The organism is Pseudoalteromonas sp. S3776, from assembly GCF_005886915.1.
In the GTDB taxonomy this organism is placed as follows: Bacteria; Pseudomonadota; Gammaproteobacteria; order Enterobacterales; family Alteromonadaceae; genus Pseudoalteromonas.
Window position 1 is genome coordinate 1 of sequence record NZ_PNCU01000046.1, and the last position, 17,043, is coordinate 17,043.

General features: G+C 39.4%; 17 protein-coding genes. 5 read left to right on the forward strand and 12 right to left on the reverse strand.

Translation table 11 applies throughout. The features are described 5' to 3' along the window. Positions 1–194: 194 nt before the first annotated feature. Positions 195–1,562: an alkaline phosphatase PhoX gene (locus CWC16_RS16435; RefSeq protein WP_138542287.1), complete on the reverse strand. Its 1,368-nt coding sequence runs from the start codon at positions 1,560–1,562 to the stop codon at positions 195–197. A gap of 206 nt (positions 1,563–1,768) precedes the next feature. Here CWC16_RS16435 and CWC16_RS16440 point away from each other — a divergent pair, with 206 nt between their 5' ends. Continuing rightward, positions 1,769–2,917: a PA0049 C-terminal domain-containing protein gene (locus CWC16_RS16440; RefSeq protein ID WP_138542288.1), complete on the forward strand. Its 1,149-nt coding sequence runs from the start codon at positions 1,769–1,771 to the stop codon at positions 2,915–2,917. Positions 2,918–2,980: 63 nt separating this feature from the next. Here CWC16_RS16440 and CWC16_RS16445 read toward each other — a convergent pair whose 3' ends face one another. The 3 genes from CWC16_RS16445 to CWC16_RS16455 form a co-directional block, all read right to left on the reverse strand. Next, the gene (locus tag CWC16_RS16445) at positions 2,981–3,658 is read right to left on the reverse strand and encodes a glutathione S-transferase family protein (protein WP_138542289.1); all 678 of its coding nucleotides are present in this window, start codon (positions 3,656–3,658) and stop codon (positions 2,981–2,983) included. A 69-nt stretch (positions 3,659–3,727) separates the two neighbouring features. Beyond that, positions 3,728–4,369, reverse strand: a complete 642-nt coding sequence (locus CWC16_RS16450) for a hypothetical protein (RefSeq protein WP_138542290.1) — start codon at positions 4,367–4,369, stop codon at positions 3,728–3,730. A gap of 176 nt (positions 4,370–4,545) precedes the next feature. Continuing rightward, positions 4,546–5,136 carry an acyl carrier protein phosphodiesterase gene (locus tag CWC16_RS16455; RefSeq protein WP_138542291.1) on the reverse strand — a complete coding sequence of 197 codons (591 nt, stop codon included), beginning with the start codon at positions 5,134–5,136 and terminating at the stop codon, positions 4,546–4,548. 407 nt (positions 5,137–5,543) lie between these two features. Here CWC16_RS16455 and CWC16_RS16460 point away from each other — a divergent pair, with 407 nt between their 5' ends. Further along, on the forward strand, positions 5,544–6,776 hold the full coding sequence (locus tag CWC16_RS16460) for a sodium/glutamate symporter family protein (protein ID WP_249929295.1): 1,233 nt from the start codon (positions 5,544–5,546) through the stop codon (positions 6,774–6,776). Positions 6,777–6,853: 77 nt separating this feature from the next. Here CWC16_RS16460 and CWC16_RS16465 read toward each other — a convergent pair whose 3' ends face one another. Together CWC16_RS16465 and sodC are read right to left on the reverse strand one after the other, a co-directional pair. Next, on the reverse strand, positions 6,854–7,087 hold the full coding sequence (locus CWC16_RS16465; protein ID WP_138542293.1) for a ChaB family protein: 234 nt from the start codon (positions 7,085–7,087) through the stop codon (positions 6,854–6,856). Positions 7,088–7,100: 13 nt separating this feature from the next. Next, the gene (gene sodC, locus CWC16_RS16470) at positions 7,101–7,670 is read right to left on the reverse strand and encodes a superoxide dismutase family protein (protein WP_138542294.1); all 570 of its coding nucleotides are present in this window, start codon (positions 7,668–7,670) and stop codon (positions 7,101–7,103) included. Positions 7,671–8,175: 505 nt separating this feature from the next. Between sodC and CWC16_RS16475 the strand changes: the two genes are divergently transcribed. After that, the gene (locus tag CWC16_RS16475) at positions 8,176–8,421 is read left to right on the forward strand and encodes a DUF4235 domain-containing protein (RefSeq protein ID WP_138542295.1); all 246 of its coding nucleotides are present in this window, start codon (positions 8,176–8,178) and stop codon (positions 8,419–8,421) included. Between the two features lie 139 nt (positions 8,422–8,560). Here the strand turns inward: CWC16_RS16475 and CWC16_RS16480 are convergent, their stop codons facing one another. The 4 genes from CWC16_RS16480 to CWC16_RS16495 all read right to left on the reverse strand — a co-directional run bounded on the left by CWC16_RS16480 (position 8,561) and on the right by CWC16_RS16495 (position 12,805). Then, entirely contained in the window at positions 8,561–9,055 is a 495-nt protein-coding gene (locus tag CWC16_RS16480; protein WP_138542296.1) for a hypothetical protein, read from the reverse strand. 212 nt (positions 9,056–9,267) lie between these two features. After that, positions 9,268–10,500 carry a Vgb family protein gene (locus CWC16_RS16485; protein ID WP_138542297.1) on the reverse strand — a complete coding sequence of 411 codons (1,233 nt, stop codon included), beginning with the start codon at positions 10,498–10,500 and terminating at the stop codon, positions 9,268–9,270. 354 nt (positions 10,501–10,854) lie between these two features. After that, a complete protein-coding gene (locus CWC16_RS16490) occupies positions 10,855–12,375 on the reverse strand; it encodes a carotenoid oxygenase family protein (RefSeq protein WP_138542298.1) in 1,521 nt (506 codons plus the stop codon). 10 nt (positions 12,376–12,385) lie between these two features. Further along, positions 12,386–12,805, reverse strand: coding sequence for a DUF2141 domain-containing protein (locus tag CWC16_RS16495; protein WP_138542299.1), 420 nt, complete (start codon positions 12,803–12,805; stop codon positions 12,386–12,388). A gap of 147 nt (positions 12,806–12,952) precedes the next feature. On the opposite strand from CWC16_RS16495, the gene CWC16_RS16500 reads away from it, so the two are divergent. Continuing rightward, positions 12,953–13,798, forward strand: coding sequence for a LytTR family DNA-binding domain-containing protein (locus CWC16_RS16500; RefSeq protein WP_138542300.1), 846 nt, complete (start codon positions 12,953–12,955; stop codon positions 13,796–13,798). 183 nt (positions 13,799–13,981) lie between these two features. Next, positions 13,982–14,290 carry a hypothetical protein gene (locus tag CWC16_RS16505; RefSeq protein WP_138542301.1) on the forward strand — a complete coding sequence of 103 codons (309 nt, stop codon included), beginning with the start codon at positions 13,982–13,984 and terminating at the stop codon, positions 14,288–14,290. A 497-nt stretch (positions 14,291–14,787) separates the two neighbouring features. Here CWC16_RS16505 and CWC16_RS16515 read toward each other — a convergent pair whose 3' ends face one another. Further along, positions 14,788–15,201, reverse strand: coding sequence for a hypothetical protein (locus CWC16_RS16515; RefSeq protein ID WP_058154182.1), 414 nt, complete (start codon positions 15,199–15,201; stop codon positions 14,788–14,790). Between the two features lie 266 nt (positions 15,202–15,467). Further along, a complete protein-coding gene (locus CWC16_RS16520) occupies positions 15,468–16,106 on the reverse strand; it encodes a hypothetical protein (RefSeq protein WP_138542302.1) in 639 nt (212 codons plus the stop codon). Positions 16,107–17,043: the final 937 nt, after the last annotated feature.

Genomic DNA, 17,043 nt, shown 5'->3' on the forward strand with positions numbered 1-17,043 from the left:
AACTCCTTGTTGCCTACATGGATGTAGGTAAGGGGCGTGAGCAGGACGCGGAAGCTTTGCTCGGTTTTTACTTAGCCCACTAGGTTACAAACCTCGCGCCGCGATTTAATCGCCCCTAAATTGAAAAAATTTCAACCTACAAAGTTCAGCACGCCCTAGTATAAGCATGCTAAGCGTTTGTATTTTTTACCGCTTTAAAGCTTAAAACTATCCCAAGGACCAGTAATAGCCAACGTTTTAGATGGCATGTATACATTTACAAATAAGGTTTGCCCGTCAGGTGAAAAACACGCCCCAGCAAGCTCTGTTTGCGTATGCAATTTAGCAAAGTTATACACCTCTCCTTTAGGTGTTACCCCGCGTAAATGGTTATTCACTGTATCAGTATATTGATCCTCACATACAATTAAATGCCCATTAGGCGCTACCGTTAAATTATCACCAAAGTTGTATAACGACTCGTTTGTACTTTCTACAAATAGTTGTATTTTGCCAGGTTCATTTTGCTCTAACTCAGTACCTTCGTTTTTTGATGGTGTGTACTTCATTACCTGACCTAACTGCTTTTTGCCCCCATTAGTACAGCAAAAATAAAGCTCATTTTTACCCCAATGTATCCCCTCTCCCCGTGCAAATAAGGCTGCGCCTTTTTTATAACCTTGCTTGCGTAAGTCATCATTTGGGCTTTTAGGGTCTGTGAGTGTTATCCATTCAACCAAAAGGTCGCTGTGTAGTGGCATGGCCGGAGAGTCCCAATTTCGGCTATCAAACTGAGGCTGGTTTTTAATTACCATAGCTTGCAATGTGCCGCCTTTATTTAACTTATCGCGATGATGAGGAATAAACCGATAAAACAAACTATCGCCTCTATCTTCAGTTAAATAAACAATACCGGTTTGTGGGTCTATTGCTGCGGCTTCATGATTAAATCGGCCCATATCATATAATGGCTCTGGCTTAATTAAGCCTTTGGCACTGGCTGGAACTTCAAAAATGTAACCATGAGATTGTGACAAACCATCGCTTTTATCCATAACGGTTTCTTCGCACGTTAGCCAACTACCCCATGGTGTTACACCGCCTGAGCAGTTTCGTATTGTGCCACATAGCGATAAATATTCTTGCTCGCGTTTTTGCTCTTTTAAGTTAAAAATTATATGACTAGTGCCCCCAGGCAAAGCTACACCATTTTCAAGCGAATCATAGGCTAAGGGGCTTTTGTGATTACTAATTAAGTCAGACGCTGTATCAATGTGTTTAGGCTGTAATTCATGATTACGGATAAGGGCTACGCGTTCGTTATCTAATGCAATACAGCCCATGCCATCGGCCCGATCGGGCACATCTAAACCATCATCCATTTTATCGCCGAGCTTAGATATAACCTGATAACTAAAGCCTTTAGGTAAGTCTAATAAAGCCTGAGGATCGGCTATTAATGGGCCATAAGCGGGCAGCTTAGTTGTTACTTCAGGTAAAGCAACGTTACCCATTGCGCTGCGCGATAAGCCAATAAACGCAAGCGAGCCTGCACTTAATAAAAACTCTCTTCTAGAAACCATTATTTTATTCCCGTGTTTTTTATTAAATCTATAGTAAAGGAAATAACCCACTAAAAGTGCGGCGCTTTGCTAAATTCATTAAAATGTAATAATGTAACATTCCATCCGTACCAGATATCAGTTAATTCAACTTTAAATAATTGCCCTCACTGTTTAATAGTAGGATAGTAAGTTACTCAAATAACAACGGCTTAATTAGGAGTATCATGATCAAAGTATTACTAGCAACCAGCTTAATTGCCTCTTCATTCGCAGCTTTAAGTAATCCACTCACCGTTGAAGAACAACGCATCAGCAAAGCACAAACTGCAATGCCCGCCGTGTTAAACGCCTTTGATAAAGAAGTAACCAACTTTGAGCAGCAGTTCAAAGCGCTCAATAACTTTAAAGAGGCCAAGCAGCTCATAAAAACCTATAGTTTTGAGCTGTGGGAAAGCGCTAAGCAACGCATTATTAAAACTAAAAACTACGATGATAGAGCACTTTACTGGGCGCGCCTGCTTTCAAGTAAAATAATACGTACAACCGCCGCAAAATTTGAGCTATCTAACGCGCAAATAAATACGCTGCTAAAAATGCTTGAAGAAGGCAGCCGAGGCCGCGCCGATTTAGCTTTTTCATCAGGCAGTGATAAAAAGATTGTACTAACCGGGTTTGACCCTTTTTTACTCGACAAAAATATCAACCAAAGCAACCCATCTGGGGTAGCCGCGTTGTTACTCGACGGCCAAGTTATTAATTACAATGGCGTTAGCGCCGAAATTAACACGGTTATGGTACCAGTACGCTACAAAGACTTTGACCAAGGCATAGTAGAGTCTCTGCTTGCCCCCTACTATGCACTTAATAACGTTGACATGGTTGTAACGGTTAGCATGGGCAGAACCGAGTTTGATTTAGAGCACTTTCCGGGTAAACGCCGCAGTGTTACCGCGCCAGATAACGCTAATATTGTCTACGGCGGTACGCAAACAAGCCCTGTTATTCCTAAGCTAAATGGTCGCCCACTACCTGGTAATGAGTTTGTAAAATTTAGCCTACCAGTAAGCGCCATGCAAAACGCCAATGGCCCGTATAAAGTAATCGACAACCGCGAAGTCACTACACTTAATAAAACCTTTAAAGCGGGATCGTATGGCGTACTTAAGAACAGTGTTGCGGTAAATGGCGGCGGGGGTGGATATTTATCTAACGAAATATCGTATCGCAGCATACGCCTACGTGACGAGCTAAATTCAAGCATACCTACCGGGCATATCCATACTCCGCGCATACAACAGTTCGAACCAGAAACAGAAGCTAAAATAGTAGAACAGATTCAATCAATGCTAGAGCATAGCTTAGTAGCGCTGTAGCAAAATTAAGGAATTAATACGCATAAAAAAGGGCAAAAACTGCCCTTTTATTACTTTTAAGCGTTAGCTCTTTGGGTAATTAGATGGGAAAAAAGCACGTTTGGCTTCTTCATCAAATTCTTTTTTAAAGCCGACATCGGTGCCAATTTTGCGTGCACGCGCAACCGCTGGTCGGCTATCAATGCTTTCAAACCAACGCTTTAAATTAGGGTATGGTGCAAGGCCTTCTTCACCAAGTACTACAGGGGCTTTATCAATCCAACCCCAAGCAGATACATCAGCAATAGTGTATTCATCACCCACTATAAAGTCGCGACCTTTAAGGTGTGTATCAAGCACTTCGTAATGGCGCTGCGCCTCACGCAAGTAGCGGTTTACTGCGTAATCAAGCCCTTCTGGCGCCATGTGTCTAAAATGAACACTTTGCCCTGAGTATGGGCCTAAACCCGATGCAATAAACATTAACCATGAAAGCATTTCGGCGCGATTTTCTGGCTTACCTGCTAACTTGCCGTGCTTTTCACTTAGGTACATTAATATAGCGTTCGAATCAAACACACGGGTTTCACCATCAACAATGGCAGGTGCTTTTGCATTAGGATTAATGGCTTTAAACTCAGGTGTATGTTGCTCACCTTTTAAGGTATCAAGTGGTACAAGTTCAAACGGTAGGCCTGTTTCTTCTAAAAACAAAGCAACCTTCATTGGGTTAGGTGTATGGTGAAAATAAAATTTGATCATAAAACGCTCCTAAAAGTAGTAGCTACAATTAAAGCACAACTTGAGCAGTCGTTCAAATAACAAAAATAGTTAGCTAAAGTACTTAACTAAACAACTCACCTGCATTAACCCAGCGCCAATATAAAGAAATGTAACGCGCGCTTCTTCTTGCGCCTTTTTAACAAGTGCTACCAAAAAAGTGACTACAATAATAATTACACTCAATGCTAAACCATATAAAAAAGAGCCACAAAAATGAGGTAAAACAGCAAGTAAGCCGGCAATAATTACTAGGCCATTATGAGCTGCAGGCATACGAACATTGAATAATATCCCGAGCAATGCAGTTATAAACGAAGATGCGTATAAAATTACAACTTCCCTAGGCCACTCGTAACTTAGTGGATGTTTAAAATTAAAGCTTGTAGAGTTTAAACTAGTAACCGCAGACGAAGTCGCGTGTATAAAAATACTAACTAATAACGCGCCGATAAAAAATGCAGCAAATGCCGAAACAGCACCACCGCCTGTATACCCTGCTTTCTCTTTTTCTATCACTATAACAACAACACTCAGTGCCGCACTGAGCTGAAACCATTGCCAGTAATCGTTACTAAAAAGAGGGATTGCAGCGAAGCCAATTACGGGAACTAATATTTTGGCTTCTTCGTTTTTGTGTAATAAATAAAAAGCCATAATAGCTATATAAAACAGTGCCGTTACATCAGGCATAAAATCTGCTTCCTTTTAAATTTCAACAATATTTCATCACTAAGGGGATACACTACAGCCCCCCATATTTTGCTATTAGTTGCTTTACGCAATCCGCGCTTATGTATATTTGGGCCTTCAGGGTTCTTTTTCTGCTCCTGCTTTTATTTAATGGGAAACGCTTATAACTACTATTTTTAGCAGCCTCTTTCAAGCCCGCTCTCTTTTACATGCTCAATCAGCTCAGGAAAAAACGCTAAAAATACCGCTTCTAACTCATGGTAGTTTTGCGTTATATCCTCAGCAGTACCAGCAAAGTTATTAGTAAAACGAATGCGTTTGGCTATGTTATCGAGCGCAAGCCCTACCCCTTCTATCGTTTCGTACTCTTTAAACCAATCGTTTGTAGTCATGCTGGTTACAACGTGCTGCATGCGCGGTGGCATAACCGCTATGCGATCATTTAAAAGTGCGTAGCTGCTGTGTTTAAAATCATTTAAAGGGAGTTTGTTAAAGTGTTGCCAATGCCTAATTAAAAAATGATCAAACAGTACGTCAATCGCTACGCCTGCAAAGCGTTTTCGCTCGGGCGAAAAGTACTGTTTAGCGGATTTTACAAAAGGGTGTGAGTCGGTAAACTTATCAACTAAGTAGTGGTTTTCTAACGCGCTTTTAACGCTACTTGGCAGGTGCAGTGCATACCTGCGGCCGCCAAAGTCACCTAATAAATTGCCAAAGTGCGAATCGGCTGTAGGTTGTGCAAAATAAAGGTGAGCTAAATAATTCAACGCTATCCCAATGGGTTTAAACAAACTTAATTTTGCCAAATAGTAACGCACATTTGAGCGAAACTCACACGCGTGTTTAGTGCACTCCCTGTGTAATTACCTAACACTATAGTTTGAAAATCATACAAAAACTCTGTAAAGCCGTCGCACTCAATTCAGCATAAAATATTTAAAATATAATTATCAATCACTTAAAGTTTAAAAGTTGCTGGAATATATATTGCTACCTAGCGTATTTAGCACTCAAACATGTATAGCTCTTTTTATTAGCAGGCAGTTTAAAGGGGCATAAAACACAGGTTAAATCAGTTATGGATATAGCTATATTTTTTAAGTCGTTACTATTACTAGCCTTTTTTTTAACGCTAGGTAATTTAATTAAGTACACATTTTTAAGGGGGTTAATTGTGCCCTCCTCGTTAATTGCCGGCGTGTTGGCTCTTTTATTAGGGCCACAATTACTCGGTGAGCATATTAATTTGTCACTCCAAGGGACTAATTTATGGATAGATGAAAAGGTCACAAATATATGGAAGGAGTTACCTGGGTATTTAATTGTGGTGGTGTTTGCAGGCTTATTTTTAGGTAAAAAAATACCTACAATTAAACAATCGCTAAATCAAAGCCTACCCAATTTAAGCTTTGGCTACAGCATTGCCATAGGCCAATATGTAGTCGGGATGATCACAGCATTATTAATACTTACCCCTTTATTTGATACCAACGAAATTGCCGGCGCACTCATTGCTGTAGGATTTCAGGGCGGGCATGGCACCGTAGCTGGCCTGCAATCCACTTTTGAGAGTATCGATTTTGCAAAAGGTATGGACTTGGGGCTAGGTATAGCAACAATAGGCCTTATAAGCGCCATCGTGTTAGGGACTATTATGTCTAACCGCACCGATGATGGCGACCAAGAGCTTGAAATTAGCCACGACGAAAAAGTAGAAGTAAAAGACCGCCCGTTTGGTCTGCACTTTGCTATTTTAGGCACTGTTGTTATTGTTGCTTGGCTTTTACTTAGCGGCTTACAAGTAGCCGAAAAAAACCTTTTTGCCGATTCATCGGTAAAAATACTTGAGTACATGCCTTTATTCCCCATTGCCATGATGGTGGGTTTAGTGGTGCAAATAGCGCTCAATAAATCAGGCATGGGTAACTTAATTAGTCACTATCAAATAAACCTACTTTCTAACCTCTCCCTCGATTTACTGATAATTGCCGCACTGGGTGCGCTTAACTTATCGGTGCTTGCTAAATATTGGCAAAGTATTTTAATTTTAGGCGCGGTAGGGGTTGCTTATAGCACAGCTATTTACTTTTTCTTTGGTGGGTGGTTTTTCACTAAAGATTGGAAAGTGAGAGGGATTGGCGAGCTTGGGCAATCTATGGGCACTACGGCGGTTGGACTGTTAATGCTAAAACAGGCTACCTCAAACCCTAGTGAGCATATTCGCCCCTTTAGTTACAAACAACCGCTTTATGAGCCTGTGGTTGGCGGCGGTATTGTTACTGCACTCGCACTTCCTGCCATTGCTAATTTTGGACCGTGGGCATTTACTATTATTATGGCGTTTATATTAGCATGTGTAGTAGGTGGTTTTGCCTTTTATAAACGCCGCAAACACAATAGCGAGTAGCCTAATTGCGCTATAAAAAAGCCACTACAAAAGTTGTAGCGGCTTTTTAAACGTTGGTTTTTTACTTTTACAAGTAACTAATTACTCGCCTTAACCCAGTTTCCATTATCATTTTTACTGTAGCTATTTTTAACAGCAGACCATGCCACTTTATGCGCTGTGGTTTCACGATCGTCATCGTTTTTTCTATCGCTTGGGTCCTTATAGGTATCCCACGCGCTATTAAATGCCTCTTGGTATATCTCTTGGGCATGTTTAGGTAAATTACTTTTTACCGACTCAGGTAACTCATTTGTATTTCGATAAGGCATAATAACCTCTGTATTACTTAATTACGCCGCACGCAACACGTTTACCGCCTCCACCTAGTTTCTTGGGTTCGTCGGCATAATTGTCGCCTCCTTTGTGGATCATCACTGCATGTTGTTTAAGCTGCTCAAGCTTGAGCCTTGGGGCTAAAACAGGCGATGTAGCTTCGCCATCCTTATTTACATATAACGCAGGTAGATCGCCTAAGTGGCCATTACTCCACGGTTCATCGTGGTGTTTAGCACTGTTAGGATCAAAGTGCCCACCAGCAGCACCGGCAGGTACAACTTTACCGTCTTTTTGCTTAGGCTCGCAGCTAGCATATTGATGAACATGAAAGCCATGCTGCCCAGGCGTTAACCCCTTAAGCGCAGGGGTAAATACCACCCCGTGCTCATTTTCTGTTAATGTAACGGTGCCAAGTAGCTCACCTTGCCCCGACTTACTTACTGCATGCATATCAACATCTACATTCGCCAATGCGCTATTTTGTAGCATTGCAGCGGTAAAAAGTATGGCGCAAGTGGGTTTAAGAATACGTGTTGCGCTTTTACTAACGGGTGAATCAAACAGTAAACTATTCATTGTAATCTCCTCGTAAAGTATCAGGTTTATAAATTACCGTGATTGCTTAGCTATTAGGTTCAATCTTTATACCAAGCTCGCTATGGATGTATAATTTGCCTACATAATACTTAACTCGCTGAATCATAATAAAATAATCAGCTATGGGAAATTATCAACTCGCCACTTTTAAACATACTGCGCAATTTTGCCAAAACGCTGTACAAAAACTGAGGCATATTTACAAATAAAATGACAACTTTACAGGCCTAGCAGGCAACCCACGCTTTCCTAAATACCTTTTGCGGTGGCTTAAAAAACAACTAAACCGCTAAGAGGCTAATTAGTTAACTTTACGCTAAGCCAATAGCACAGCGCGTTTAATCAAATTACACTCTCATACACAAACTAAAATAAACCATGATCGCCACGCCCACTGCGCTGTCGGTATGCTAATTGCTCAGCATACTAGTGTCGTTAAACGGGTTATAGATGACCCTATCGCTATTAAACAATGGAGGGAATTATGAGTAACAAGCAACTAATTAAAACACTAGGTATAGGCCTAGCCGCTGCATCAGCTGGCATGTTGACCAGAAAAAGCTTACAAAAGTCGTGGGAAAAAGTAACCAATGAGCCAGCCCCAAAAGACAACCCGAGTGAAAAAACTGATCTTAAAGAAGCCGTTACATGGGCTGTGGTGTCGGGCGTGGGTGCAGGCTTAGCAAGAATGGCCGTAAATTACGCGCTAGATAAACGAAAGCACAAATAACCCACCTAATAAGTGTAACTTTTCTAAAGCCCCTTATAGGGGTTTTTTAACGCTATAAGTAAAGTGTGTCTAAAGACATTTAAAAATGAATAAAAAAAGGTGAAACTACGTTTCACCTTTCTGGCAATTCCTTTAACCATTATGCAGTAGAGACGTTGCTTGCCCCTGCATTGTTAAGAATTTCTTCAATTGCGTTTTTGTTATCGCTATCGTACTTAACGCCGATTAAAATAGAGCCCTTTTCAATCGCATCTTCATAATATTTAATTTCGTGCTCTGGAATAAATGCACCAATAGCAGCACCTAACGTGCCACCTACAGCAGCACCAGCGCCGCCCGCTGCAAAAGCAGCCACTAATGGACCAGCTACGAGCAAACCTGCTCCACCGGTTGCCACGGTACCTACAGCAGTAAACCCGCCTACAAGAGCGGCAATAATACCACCTGAGGCTGCTCCTACAATGCCGCCCTCAGCCGCTTTAGTTCCCTCATCTAAAGCAAAATCTTCCTTTGCGTATGAGTCATTGGCTATAATGCTTATATCAGCTTCATTAATACCTAATGCTTCTAACCTATAAATAGCCAGTGTTGCTTGCGATGCGCTTTCAAATAACCCAGTAATAACCTTGCTCATAATAACTCCTTTATCTATTTAAAATAATACAGCTATTACTAAGCAAAACCTAAGCCACCAAAACAACACTTAAAAATCAATTACTTAAGTTAAATCACATTCAAACACTCTTGTAAACAACGTAAATATTGCTAACTGTTGTAAAAAACTCCTACCTCATAGATAAGGGTATTAACGCTTAGCGGCTCCCTATAACGTGTTAATAAACTCAATTACTTAGACCACGTAATTTCGGCTAATTGATTAGTAGCCGTTTGATGAATGATTAAGCCGTTATTCCCCATACGCATATGCCTAATTAAGCCAGAGTAAACCCCTTCTTTACTGGGAATTTGCCAGCTTTGCATGGTTTGAGTTTTTAAATCAAACCTAACTAGTGTTTCGGGCCGCTTAGCCGACTCATTAAACCAAATAGCATTATCGGCATATTCAATGGCATACGGGTGGCTGTTTGCGCCGCTGGGATTATCCCACTGCGTTATTTTACCGTTTTTGGGGTTATAGCGGCCCAGTTTACCCATGCCAGAGTTTACAAAAAACACCATATCATCAGGCGTAATAGCAAGGCGCCTAGTATGTGTTTTAGCACCTGGGAGTTTTATTTCGCTAAGCGCCATGTTATTTATATCAACTTTAACCAAACAGTTACTGCCGTTACACGACACCCACGGCGTCCCGCTTGAATCAAGCTTTATACCATAAGGCCGCGAGCCTTTAGTGGGTAAAGTAGCCAGTTTAATATCGCCGTTTTTAGGGTTTAGCCTGCCAATCATGTTGCTGTGCTGCAGGGTAAACCAAAATATACCTGCATCATCAAACACGCCTGTATGCGGGTCACGGGCATTTTTATTAGGCATTTTATACACTTTAAATTTTTCGGTTTGTAAATCTAAATACCCCACCGAGCCATTTTTATTACCTAAAAACCAAGGGGTTTGGTTTTTATCAAGCGACACGCTGTGCGCATACGTACCACTTGGCAAAGTGTACTCTTTCATTTCACCGGTTTTAGGGTTTAACCTGCCTAAAATATTGCCCCACTGGCCAACCCACCAAATAAGCCCGTTTTCACCTTGCACAGGGTCGCGAGCGCGTTGCCCAAGCGTAGGCACTTGCCAGTATTTAAAGTTTAGTTTTAAATCGCCTTTAACCACCGTTGACTCGCGCTTAGTGTTAACAGGGTAATGCTTGGCCAAATACGCGCTTATATCTTTACTAAGTGCAGTACCTTCGCCTGTATCTACCATATAGCTTATAAGTGTTTGCCAATCCGCTTGGCTATAACCCGCACTGCGCTCAAGGTTGTTTAAACTATGGCAACTAGCACAAAGCTGCTCAACCAATACCCCAGGCTCATTACTCAATACAGGTAACGGCGCAGCTAAAGCCCCTAGCGCAGCCATTACAGCAACGTGTTTATTAAATAAAAATCGATTTTTACGCATAACCCCCTCCCTTTTTTAATATTAAAGCATAGGGCGAAAGTGTTTACTATGTGAGCACTTTTAGCTTTTAGCTTTTAGCTTTTAGCTTTTAGCTTTTAGCTTTTAGCAAAATGATATTGTTTTTATTTTCGGTGTAAAAATCATTATTGTTGGAGGCGTAATAGTAGTTTAGATACGTTTTCCTGCTTAAAAACTAAAACAAACTCCCTCTACATGTAAAAGCAAATAGTTCGGGCTTTCGGCCAACGCGCTAGAAAGCTAAGCGCCTACAAGTAATAGCATTTTTACTTATTGTGATTATTACATTGGCTTTACTTAGTTATATAAGCAAATAACGTTATTTTTCACACTCAATTAAGTAGTCATGAAATTCCCATGAAAACCAAGTGGTATTGAATGAGGCAGCCATGCCCTACAAACGGGGCCTTCACTCACCCTATTCGCTTTAAAAATGTTTACACATGTTCGTTTTGATGGCACATGTAAAGCAGTGCCTACTAGATACCCATTTCCTTCTTTTTGTGAGGTATCAACCACAATGTGCTCCTCAACTAGGTATTCTTTACCATATGTAAATATATCCTGTTTCCCTGTATTAGTATTAATAACACGCACAGAGTCACTCCACACATCACTTTCAATGGAAGATAATGTAACTAAAGTATCGTTTTTTAATCCCGTTAAGTGATTATAAATACGAGGGAATTCACTCACCCCTGCTAAGGTTTCTTTCTTAGTTTGGCCATTTTTATATAACGTAAAAAATGTTGTTTTAGCGGGCTCAGGATGATTAACCCGGCCTTGCATAACATCACTCATATAATGCAAATTATCTAAATTAGGATAAAGGCTAGCATCAAAACGAATAGTACCTTGTTGATCTTCCCACGCATTTCCAAAGTGAAAAGCAAACCCTGGTTCGAGGTTATATTCTCTTTTCAAAGTCAGCGTTTCCTTATCAACAACAAGCACTCGCATTGGTAGTTTTTTAGCAAAACTAATAGCACCAAAAAATGTATTTTTGGTTTTGTCTTGAATAATAGAAGGCAAAATAATAAGTAAATGTTTATGGGTGACTAAAAAGTCGTGCAGCATGCCGCCACGGTAATTAGTTTTTAAAATATTAACTTTTTGCGTAATCCCTTGTTTGTTCAAATGGTACAGCACAATATCGCCAGAAGTGGTGCTACCAAAATTCCAAATAGTGCCATCGGGATCAACCTTAGGGTGAGCTGAAAATGCCAACCCATTTAAACTACGGCCGTATTTAGTATTTTTACCCAGATCAACCAACCCTTTTGTATTGAGCGTATTCGCGTCAAGTGCTGTTGCTGAGCCTGCTTCCCAAAGAGCCCATAATTCACCATTTACAGGCAATACATTGGTATTCGCTGTATTAATACTGTCGGGGCTAGTAATTGAAAGGCTATGCTGTAATTTACTATCGGGACCTGAAAACAAAAATTTATCTGCTTGCTGCTCTTGCACAAACTTATCGGTATTAACAAACTTTGCCTGATGGGTCACCCCCTGCCCAGAAAATGAAAACTGTTGAACCATGCCATCGCCTTCAAATAAATGTGAATAGCGTTGCTCCTGCCTTTGATGTATTGCAGGGCCATTTCTATAAAATATCCCTTTAAAATCAGCTGGTATTGCTCCTTCAATCGTTAGTGTCTGCGGGGAGATATTTTGCTTTAATCCAACAACCCCCTGTAAATTTGGATTAGTTAATAAAGCTTTATTAAAGCTCTGCGCGTTTTGCTTTAAAAAATCACCTTCGGCTAAAGATAAATTAGCAAAAGATGGTAGCGGGGCAACCGCTGCAGCAATAGATAAGCTAAATATATTTTTAAGTGCCTCTCTGCGTTCCATACCAGCGCCCTCAGTAGTTAATCGTAGAGTGAGTTTTAACTGGCTGTTGAGCAACCTTAAACGACATTTGTTCATAGTTTGGAGGGCCAAACTTTACAATTGCATTATTTGAAAAACCATACCCTTCAACTGGCAGGCCAAATAAGTTGGTATCCATGCTGCCGTTGTTGTTTTCATCATGAAAATAGCGAATGGCGTAATCACCTGCTTCAATGCCATTAAACACAACACTAACAGTGCCCTCTTTTGCTTTTATTATTGTGGCACTATAGGGGATATCACTTTTATAACTTTGTTTACCTTTATACAGCTGTATGTATAGTTTCCCATCATTATGCTTAATAGATTGAATATCAAATTGCACCGTTTGTGCCGATACAGGTACTATTACTAAAGTAAGTGCTAGCGTTGAAAGCTGTAATAAGTTCATGGAATTTCCTACCCCTAATAAGTTAAATTGACGGAGCCTTTTTAGCTCGCTGAAATCACAATAGGGTTAACAACCAACACCTTCCACAGCGCTTTCGTAAGCTATACCGTAAACTTCGTAAAATAAGTAAAAAAACTAGGAGTTCAATTGACGAATCGTGAAATAAACCATATAAATCAGTATATAAGAGGGAGTTTTGATAAAGGGAGTATTTTATCTGACTGCGCGGTTGTGGCTATTTTTGTGCTTTTTTTAACATTTCTAAAACCATTTGGTATGCATGAAATTAGCTTTTTATACAGCGGCGCCTTTTGGACAATCATTTGCTTTAGTGGCTATGCGGTTTACTCACCCGTAATGCAAGTTTTATCAGCGAGGTTATCTAACACCTTACCTCAGCCTTATAACAATGCAGCAATTAGGCTAATTATTTCAACACTTACGGCCAGTGCCATCATGGCCCTTTTTGCCCCCTTTATCATTAACCTATTTTTTAATCCGCTTGAAAATTACTGGCAATCACTCCCCATGTCTTTTTTAGCGTGTGTATTTATTGGCGGAGTTATTGCGGGTGTAAGTTCTATAAAAAGCATTTTAATACGCCAAAATAAACAGTTACAGCAAAGTGAAAAAGCACTTACTGATGAATCTAAAAAAATTGCAACTATTCAAAACCAACAAGTAAACGAACTAATCAACGAATTACCACTAGAAAAAAGAGGCCGATTAATTTGCTTGCAAATGGATGATCATTACCTAAATATAGTTACAGATAAAGGCCAACACCTGCTACTTATTCGGTTTAAAGATGCTTTATTAAAATTAGAAAGTTACGACGGTTTTCAAACACACCGCTCTTGGTGGGTATCGCGTGAAGCTGTTGCGGCAAGTAAAAAAGAAGGCAGAAAACTTATACTTATTATGGAAAATGGTTTGGAAGTACCCGTATCACAAACCTATTTAGCAAACGCCAAAGCAGCTTTAAATATTTAGCCAAAAAAAGAGCCTTTAGTTAAGCGCCTACACCCCATAGCATTTGTATTTATTTGTGTTTATTACATTGGCTATGCGTTGGGTTTCGCTTCACTCAAACCTACGGTTGTTGCCTGCCTACAAGCTTGCGTATAATGTCCGCATTCTGGCTGTATGTGTTAGCCGCTAATTTGGACTTTAATAATGAAAAAACTCTCTGCAGTGCAAGTAAAACAGCAAGCACTTGTACTTAATACTGCCGAAAAATTAGAAGAGCAAGGCCGCGCTGAGCTCCCTGGTATGTTGCAATGCTGGTTTGATGTGGAATATCACTTATTTCCAAGTTCACTACTGCTGTGCTTTCAGTTTGAAAACGAGCAAGCCTTAGCAGCCGCAGAGCCAGATTTATTAAAGTGGCAAAAGCGTTTAAGCGGCGCAATGCTTAAAAAAGGCGTTATTTTAAAAGATATGCGTAAACATTTAAAATTTACGCTCAAAGGGCCTGATGAATAAAGCGAGGTTTTTAAAGGGGTATAAAGCCTTATGCTCGTATTGCCAAAGCACATAAAACCATAATGAAAAGCCATTGCATTGCCGTAACGGCTTTTTACTTTTCATTAGGACCGAAAGCAAAATCCATAGAGGTCAAATTCGTCTTTTTTATCAGCAGGTAATAGTAATTGATCATTGAGCAATACGAATGTACTTCAATATTAAAACGAAGGCTTGCTTGTTCAATACAGTATAAAAAACACTTAAAGTCGCCATCACTCAAAAAGGTGTTTTCACGCCCTCCTCCACGATTCACACATTATAAATGCATTCTCAACTCTATTCGCAACGGTCTAGATATAATAATTAACTCAATGAGCAATAAACTATAAATCTAGACCATTGATATATGAAGCCGAGATTTAACCCCTTTAGCCTTTTATTAAAGCTAATCGAAAATTAAGCCTTAAAAACCATCCTAAATTAATTTGTAATATAATCTTATTAAGTTTTGTTATTTAAAGATACTGTTTAGCCTTTTCACATGCAGACTCTAGCATTGATAAGCCTCTCACTTTATCTGAGCATAACTTATTCAAAATATTAATTGCAAAGCGTTCGCACCTTGGTAAAGTGTAAAGCTCATATTCTTGAGTAACACCGAGTGCAGACTGATAACTTAGCTGGTCAAAATATTCATTAGCTCCTAAAGCAGCAACTTCCTTTTTCGATTCCTCAGAAGAATGATATATTTCACTTAGTACACCATTAGCAAAGTCAACAACGCTATTACTTTCAGATAAATCATTTTTAAGAGAGCAAACACTAAGGTAAGGTGTAGCTTTGCCCACATCAAAATATAAATCATTTCCTGCCGCAAGCTGACTAAAAAGTATAATACTTATTAAACAAAAAGGCTTAATTAGTTTCACTCAGCATTTCTCCATACTTTTAGCAAACCATATATATTACTCCAATATATGATAAACAAGCCTATAGATTGAATCGAGCAAACGAACTCAGTACCAATAGCTAGCATAGCCAATGTTAGAATCGCCAGTAGACTTGAAAAGATAAATGAGATTATTAACAAGTCCTTATTAGAATGACCTTTAGCTTTCTTTTGAGTTATATGATGTCGAGCAAAAAGATTGATGCATATTAAGCAAAATATTACTATGCAGCCTTTTAATATCATTTAAATATCTTCCAGTTTAATTAAACCTCTTAAGATTAACTCTTTTTTTGCAGCCGCTTCATTTTTGCTTGAGCAGTACCACAAAAAAGTAGAAATAACAGTGACATATGCCGCTGCATAACTACTACCAATAAGAACTTTTGAGTTTTTAGTAAATTGTGAAGCGGCGGATTTAACTACTTCACTATTAGAGGCTTTCACTATTGCTTCTTTAGCCGCAGCTTTAACCCCGGTTTTTTTTATATTTAAAAGCGATTCTAAAATTGCAGGGACGCTTGTTCCTACGGACGCCACACCTAAAACGGCAGTTGCTTTAGCTAAGTCTTTATTATTTTCAAAAAAGGCTCTTAATTCTTTGTCACTCAAACTCCAGCTAAACCACTTTGGATTAAATGCTAACTGTGCAACAAGCCCATATAGATGCTCTTTAACAGGTCCACTTTTTATTGCTAAAATTGCGGCATTTAACTGTGTCTGTTTATAGCGACTTAACTGTCTATAGGCAATTAGGCCAGTTAATATAGGTAAGATATCATCTTCGTTTCTAATCTTATTTTCAATTTTTTTAGCATCTAAAATATTAATTAGAAAACCAATAGGATCTGATTTATATTGTTCTGTTACATAAGGTGATTTCATCAACTCTTCCTTGTTGTTGTGGGGGATTGTAGCTAAAATGATACTAATTAAGATAATTTAAATCAATTTTTTGGTAAAGATTTGTTGCCAACTTTTAAAATTCTCTTCTGTTATAGAAAAACGAAACATCCAGAAGCTACTTCATCTTCACGGTACCTTAGGAGTTAAAGAGGTAGCTCATTAGAAGGTTTTGGTCAAACTAGCAGCTATGTTTTCTTGATCTCTTTATTCAAAAACCAAGTATTCTTATTATTTGGACTCAATTTAAATATAACTACCCACCTAGTAATGACGTCGATTGGTGTGGATATGCACCAGTCACCCATATGAATTTAGGCTAAATTATTGATGATTATTTAAGGCCCTTGGCTTCGCCTCAGTCATCGTTTAGTACCAATGTTAGTCCAGCTCCTGTCTGTGTTTACACACTGCGCTATAACAAGTCTGTGGCTTATGCTTACACATAACCAACCCTTTGTAGCTTAAACATTGCGCATATCCTGTATTTAAAATATGAGCGGTTAACGTGCAGGCTCAATCAAATCTAATAGCTTTACCAACCCCGTTACTAGTTCAACACGCTAACCTAGGCAGAAAACTTATGCTTATTATCGAAAATGGTTTGGAAGTACCAGTATCACAAACCTATTTAGCAAACGCCAAAGCAGCTTTAAATATTTAGCTAAAAAAGAGCCTCTAGCAAACTATGGGAGTTCCACAGTTACTTAATTATCAAAGTAACTTAGGCTTTATTAATAGTAGAGGCGTCTGTAGACAATTTTGTAAAACTTTTCGAGCTATCGCCCGACGCGCCAGCAAGCTAAGCGCCTTGTATCTCTCGTTGATAAATGATTAGCTATCATTTATCACATCGAAGTCAGTGAGCTTGCCTTTGCGCCTAGTATTTAATACTGCTCCGTAGATAAAGCCCTGACTT

What these genes read in the sequence shown, in the direction of transcription:
- CWC16_RS16435 (WP_138542287.1), bottom strand. Translation starts at nt 1,562, where the DNA reads ATGGTTTCTAGAAGAGAGTTTTTATTAAGTGCAGGCTCGCTTGCGTTT.
- CWC16_RS16440 (WP_138542288.1), top strand. Translation starts at nt 1,769, where the DNA reads ATGATCAAAGTATTACTAGCAACCAGCTTAATTGCCTCTTCATTCGCA.
- CWC16_RS16445 (WP_138542289.1), bottom strand. Translation starts at nt 3,658, where the DNA reads ATGATCAAATTTTATTTTCACCATACACCTAACCCAATGAAGGTTGCT.
- CWC16_RS16450 (WP_138542290.1), bottom strand. Translation starts at nt 4,369, where the DNA reads ATGCCTGATGTAACGGCACTGTTTTATATAGCTATTATGGCTTTTTAT.
- CWC16_RS16465 (WP_138542293.1), bottom strand. Translation starts at nt 7,087, where the DNA reads ATGCCTTATCGAAATACAAATGAGTTACCTGAGTCGGTAAAAAGTAAT.
- sodC (WP_138542294.1), bottom strand. Translation starts at nt 7,670, where the DNA reads ATGAATAGTTTACTGTTTGATTCACCCGTTAGTAAAAGCGCAACACGT.
- CWC16_RS16475 (WP_138542295.1), top strand. Translation starts at nt 8,176, where the DNA reads ATGAGTAACAAGCAACTAATTAAAACACTAGGTATAGGCCTAGCCGCT.
- CWC16_RS16480 (WP_138542296.1), bottom strand. Translation starts at nt 9,055, where the DNA reads ATGAGCAAGGTTATTACTGGGTTATTTGAAAGCGCATCGCAAGCAACA.
- CWC16_RS16485 (WP_138542297.1), bottom strand. Translation starts at nt 10,500, where the DNA reads ATGCGTAAAAATCGATTTTTATTTAATAAACACGTTGCTGTAATGGCT.
- CWC16_RS16490 (WP_138542298.1), bottom strand. Translation starts at nt 12,375, where the DNA reads ATGGAACGCAGAGAGGCACTTAAAAATATATTTAGCTTATCTATTGCT.
- CWC16_RS16495 (WP_138542299.1), bottom strand. Translation starts at nt 12,805, where the DNA reads ATGAACTTATTACAGCTTTCAACGCTAGCACTTACTTTAGTAATAGTA.
- CWC16_RS16505 (WP_138542301.1), top strand. Translation starts at nt 13,982, where the DNA reads ATGAAAAAACTCTCTGCAGTGCAAGTAAAACAGCAAGCACTTGTACTT.
- CWC16_RS16520 (WP_138542302.1), bottom strand. Translation starts at nt 16,106, where the DNA reads ATGAAATCACCTTATGTAACAGAACAATATAAATCAGATCCTATTGGT.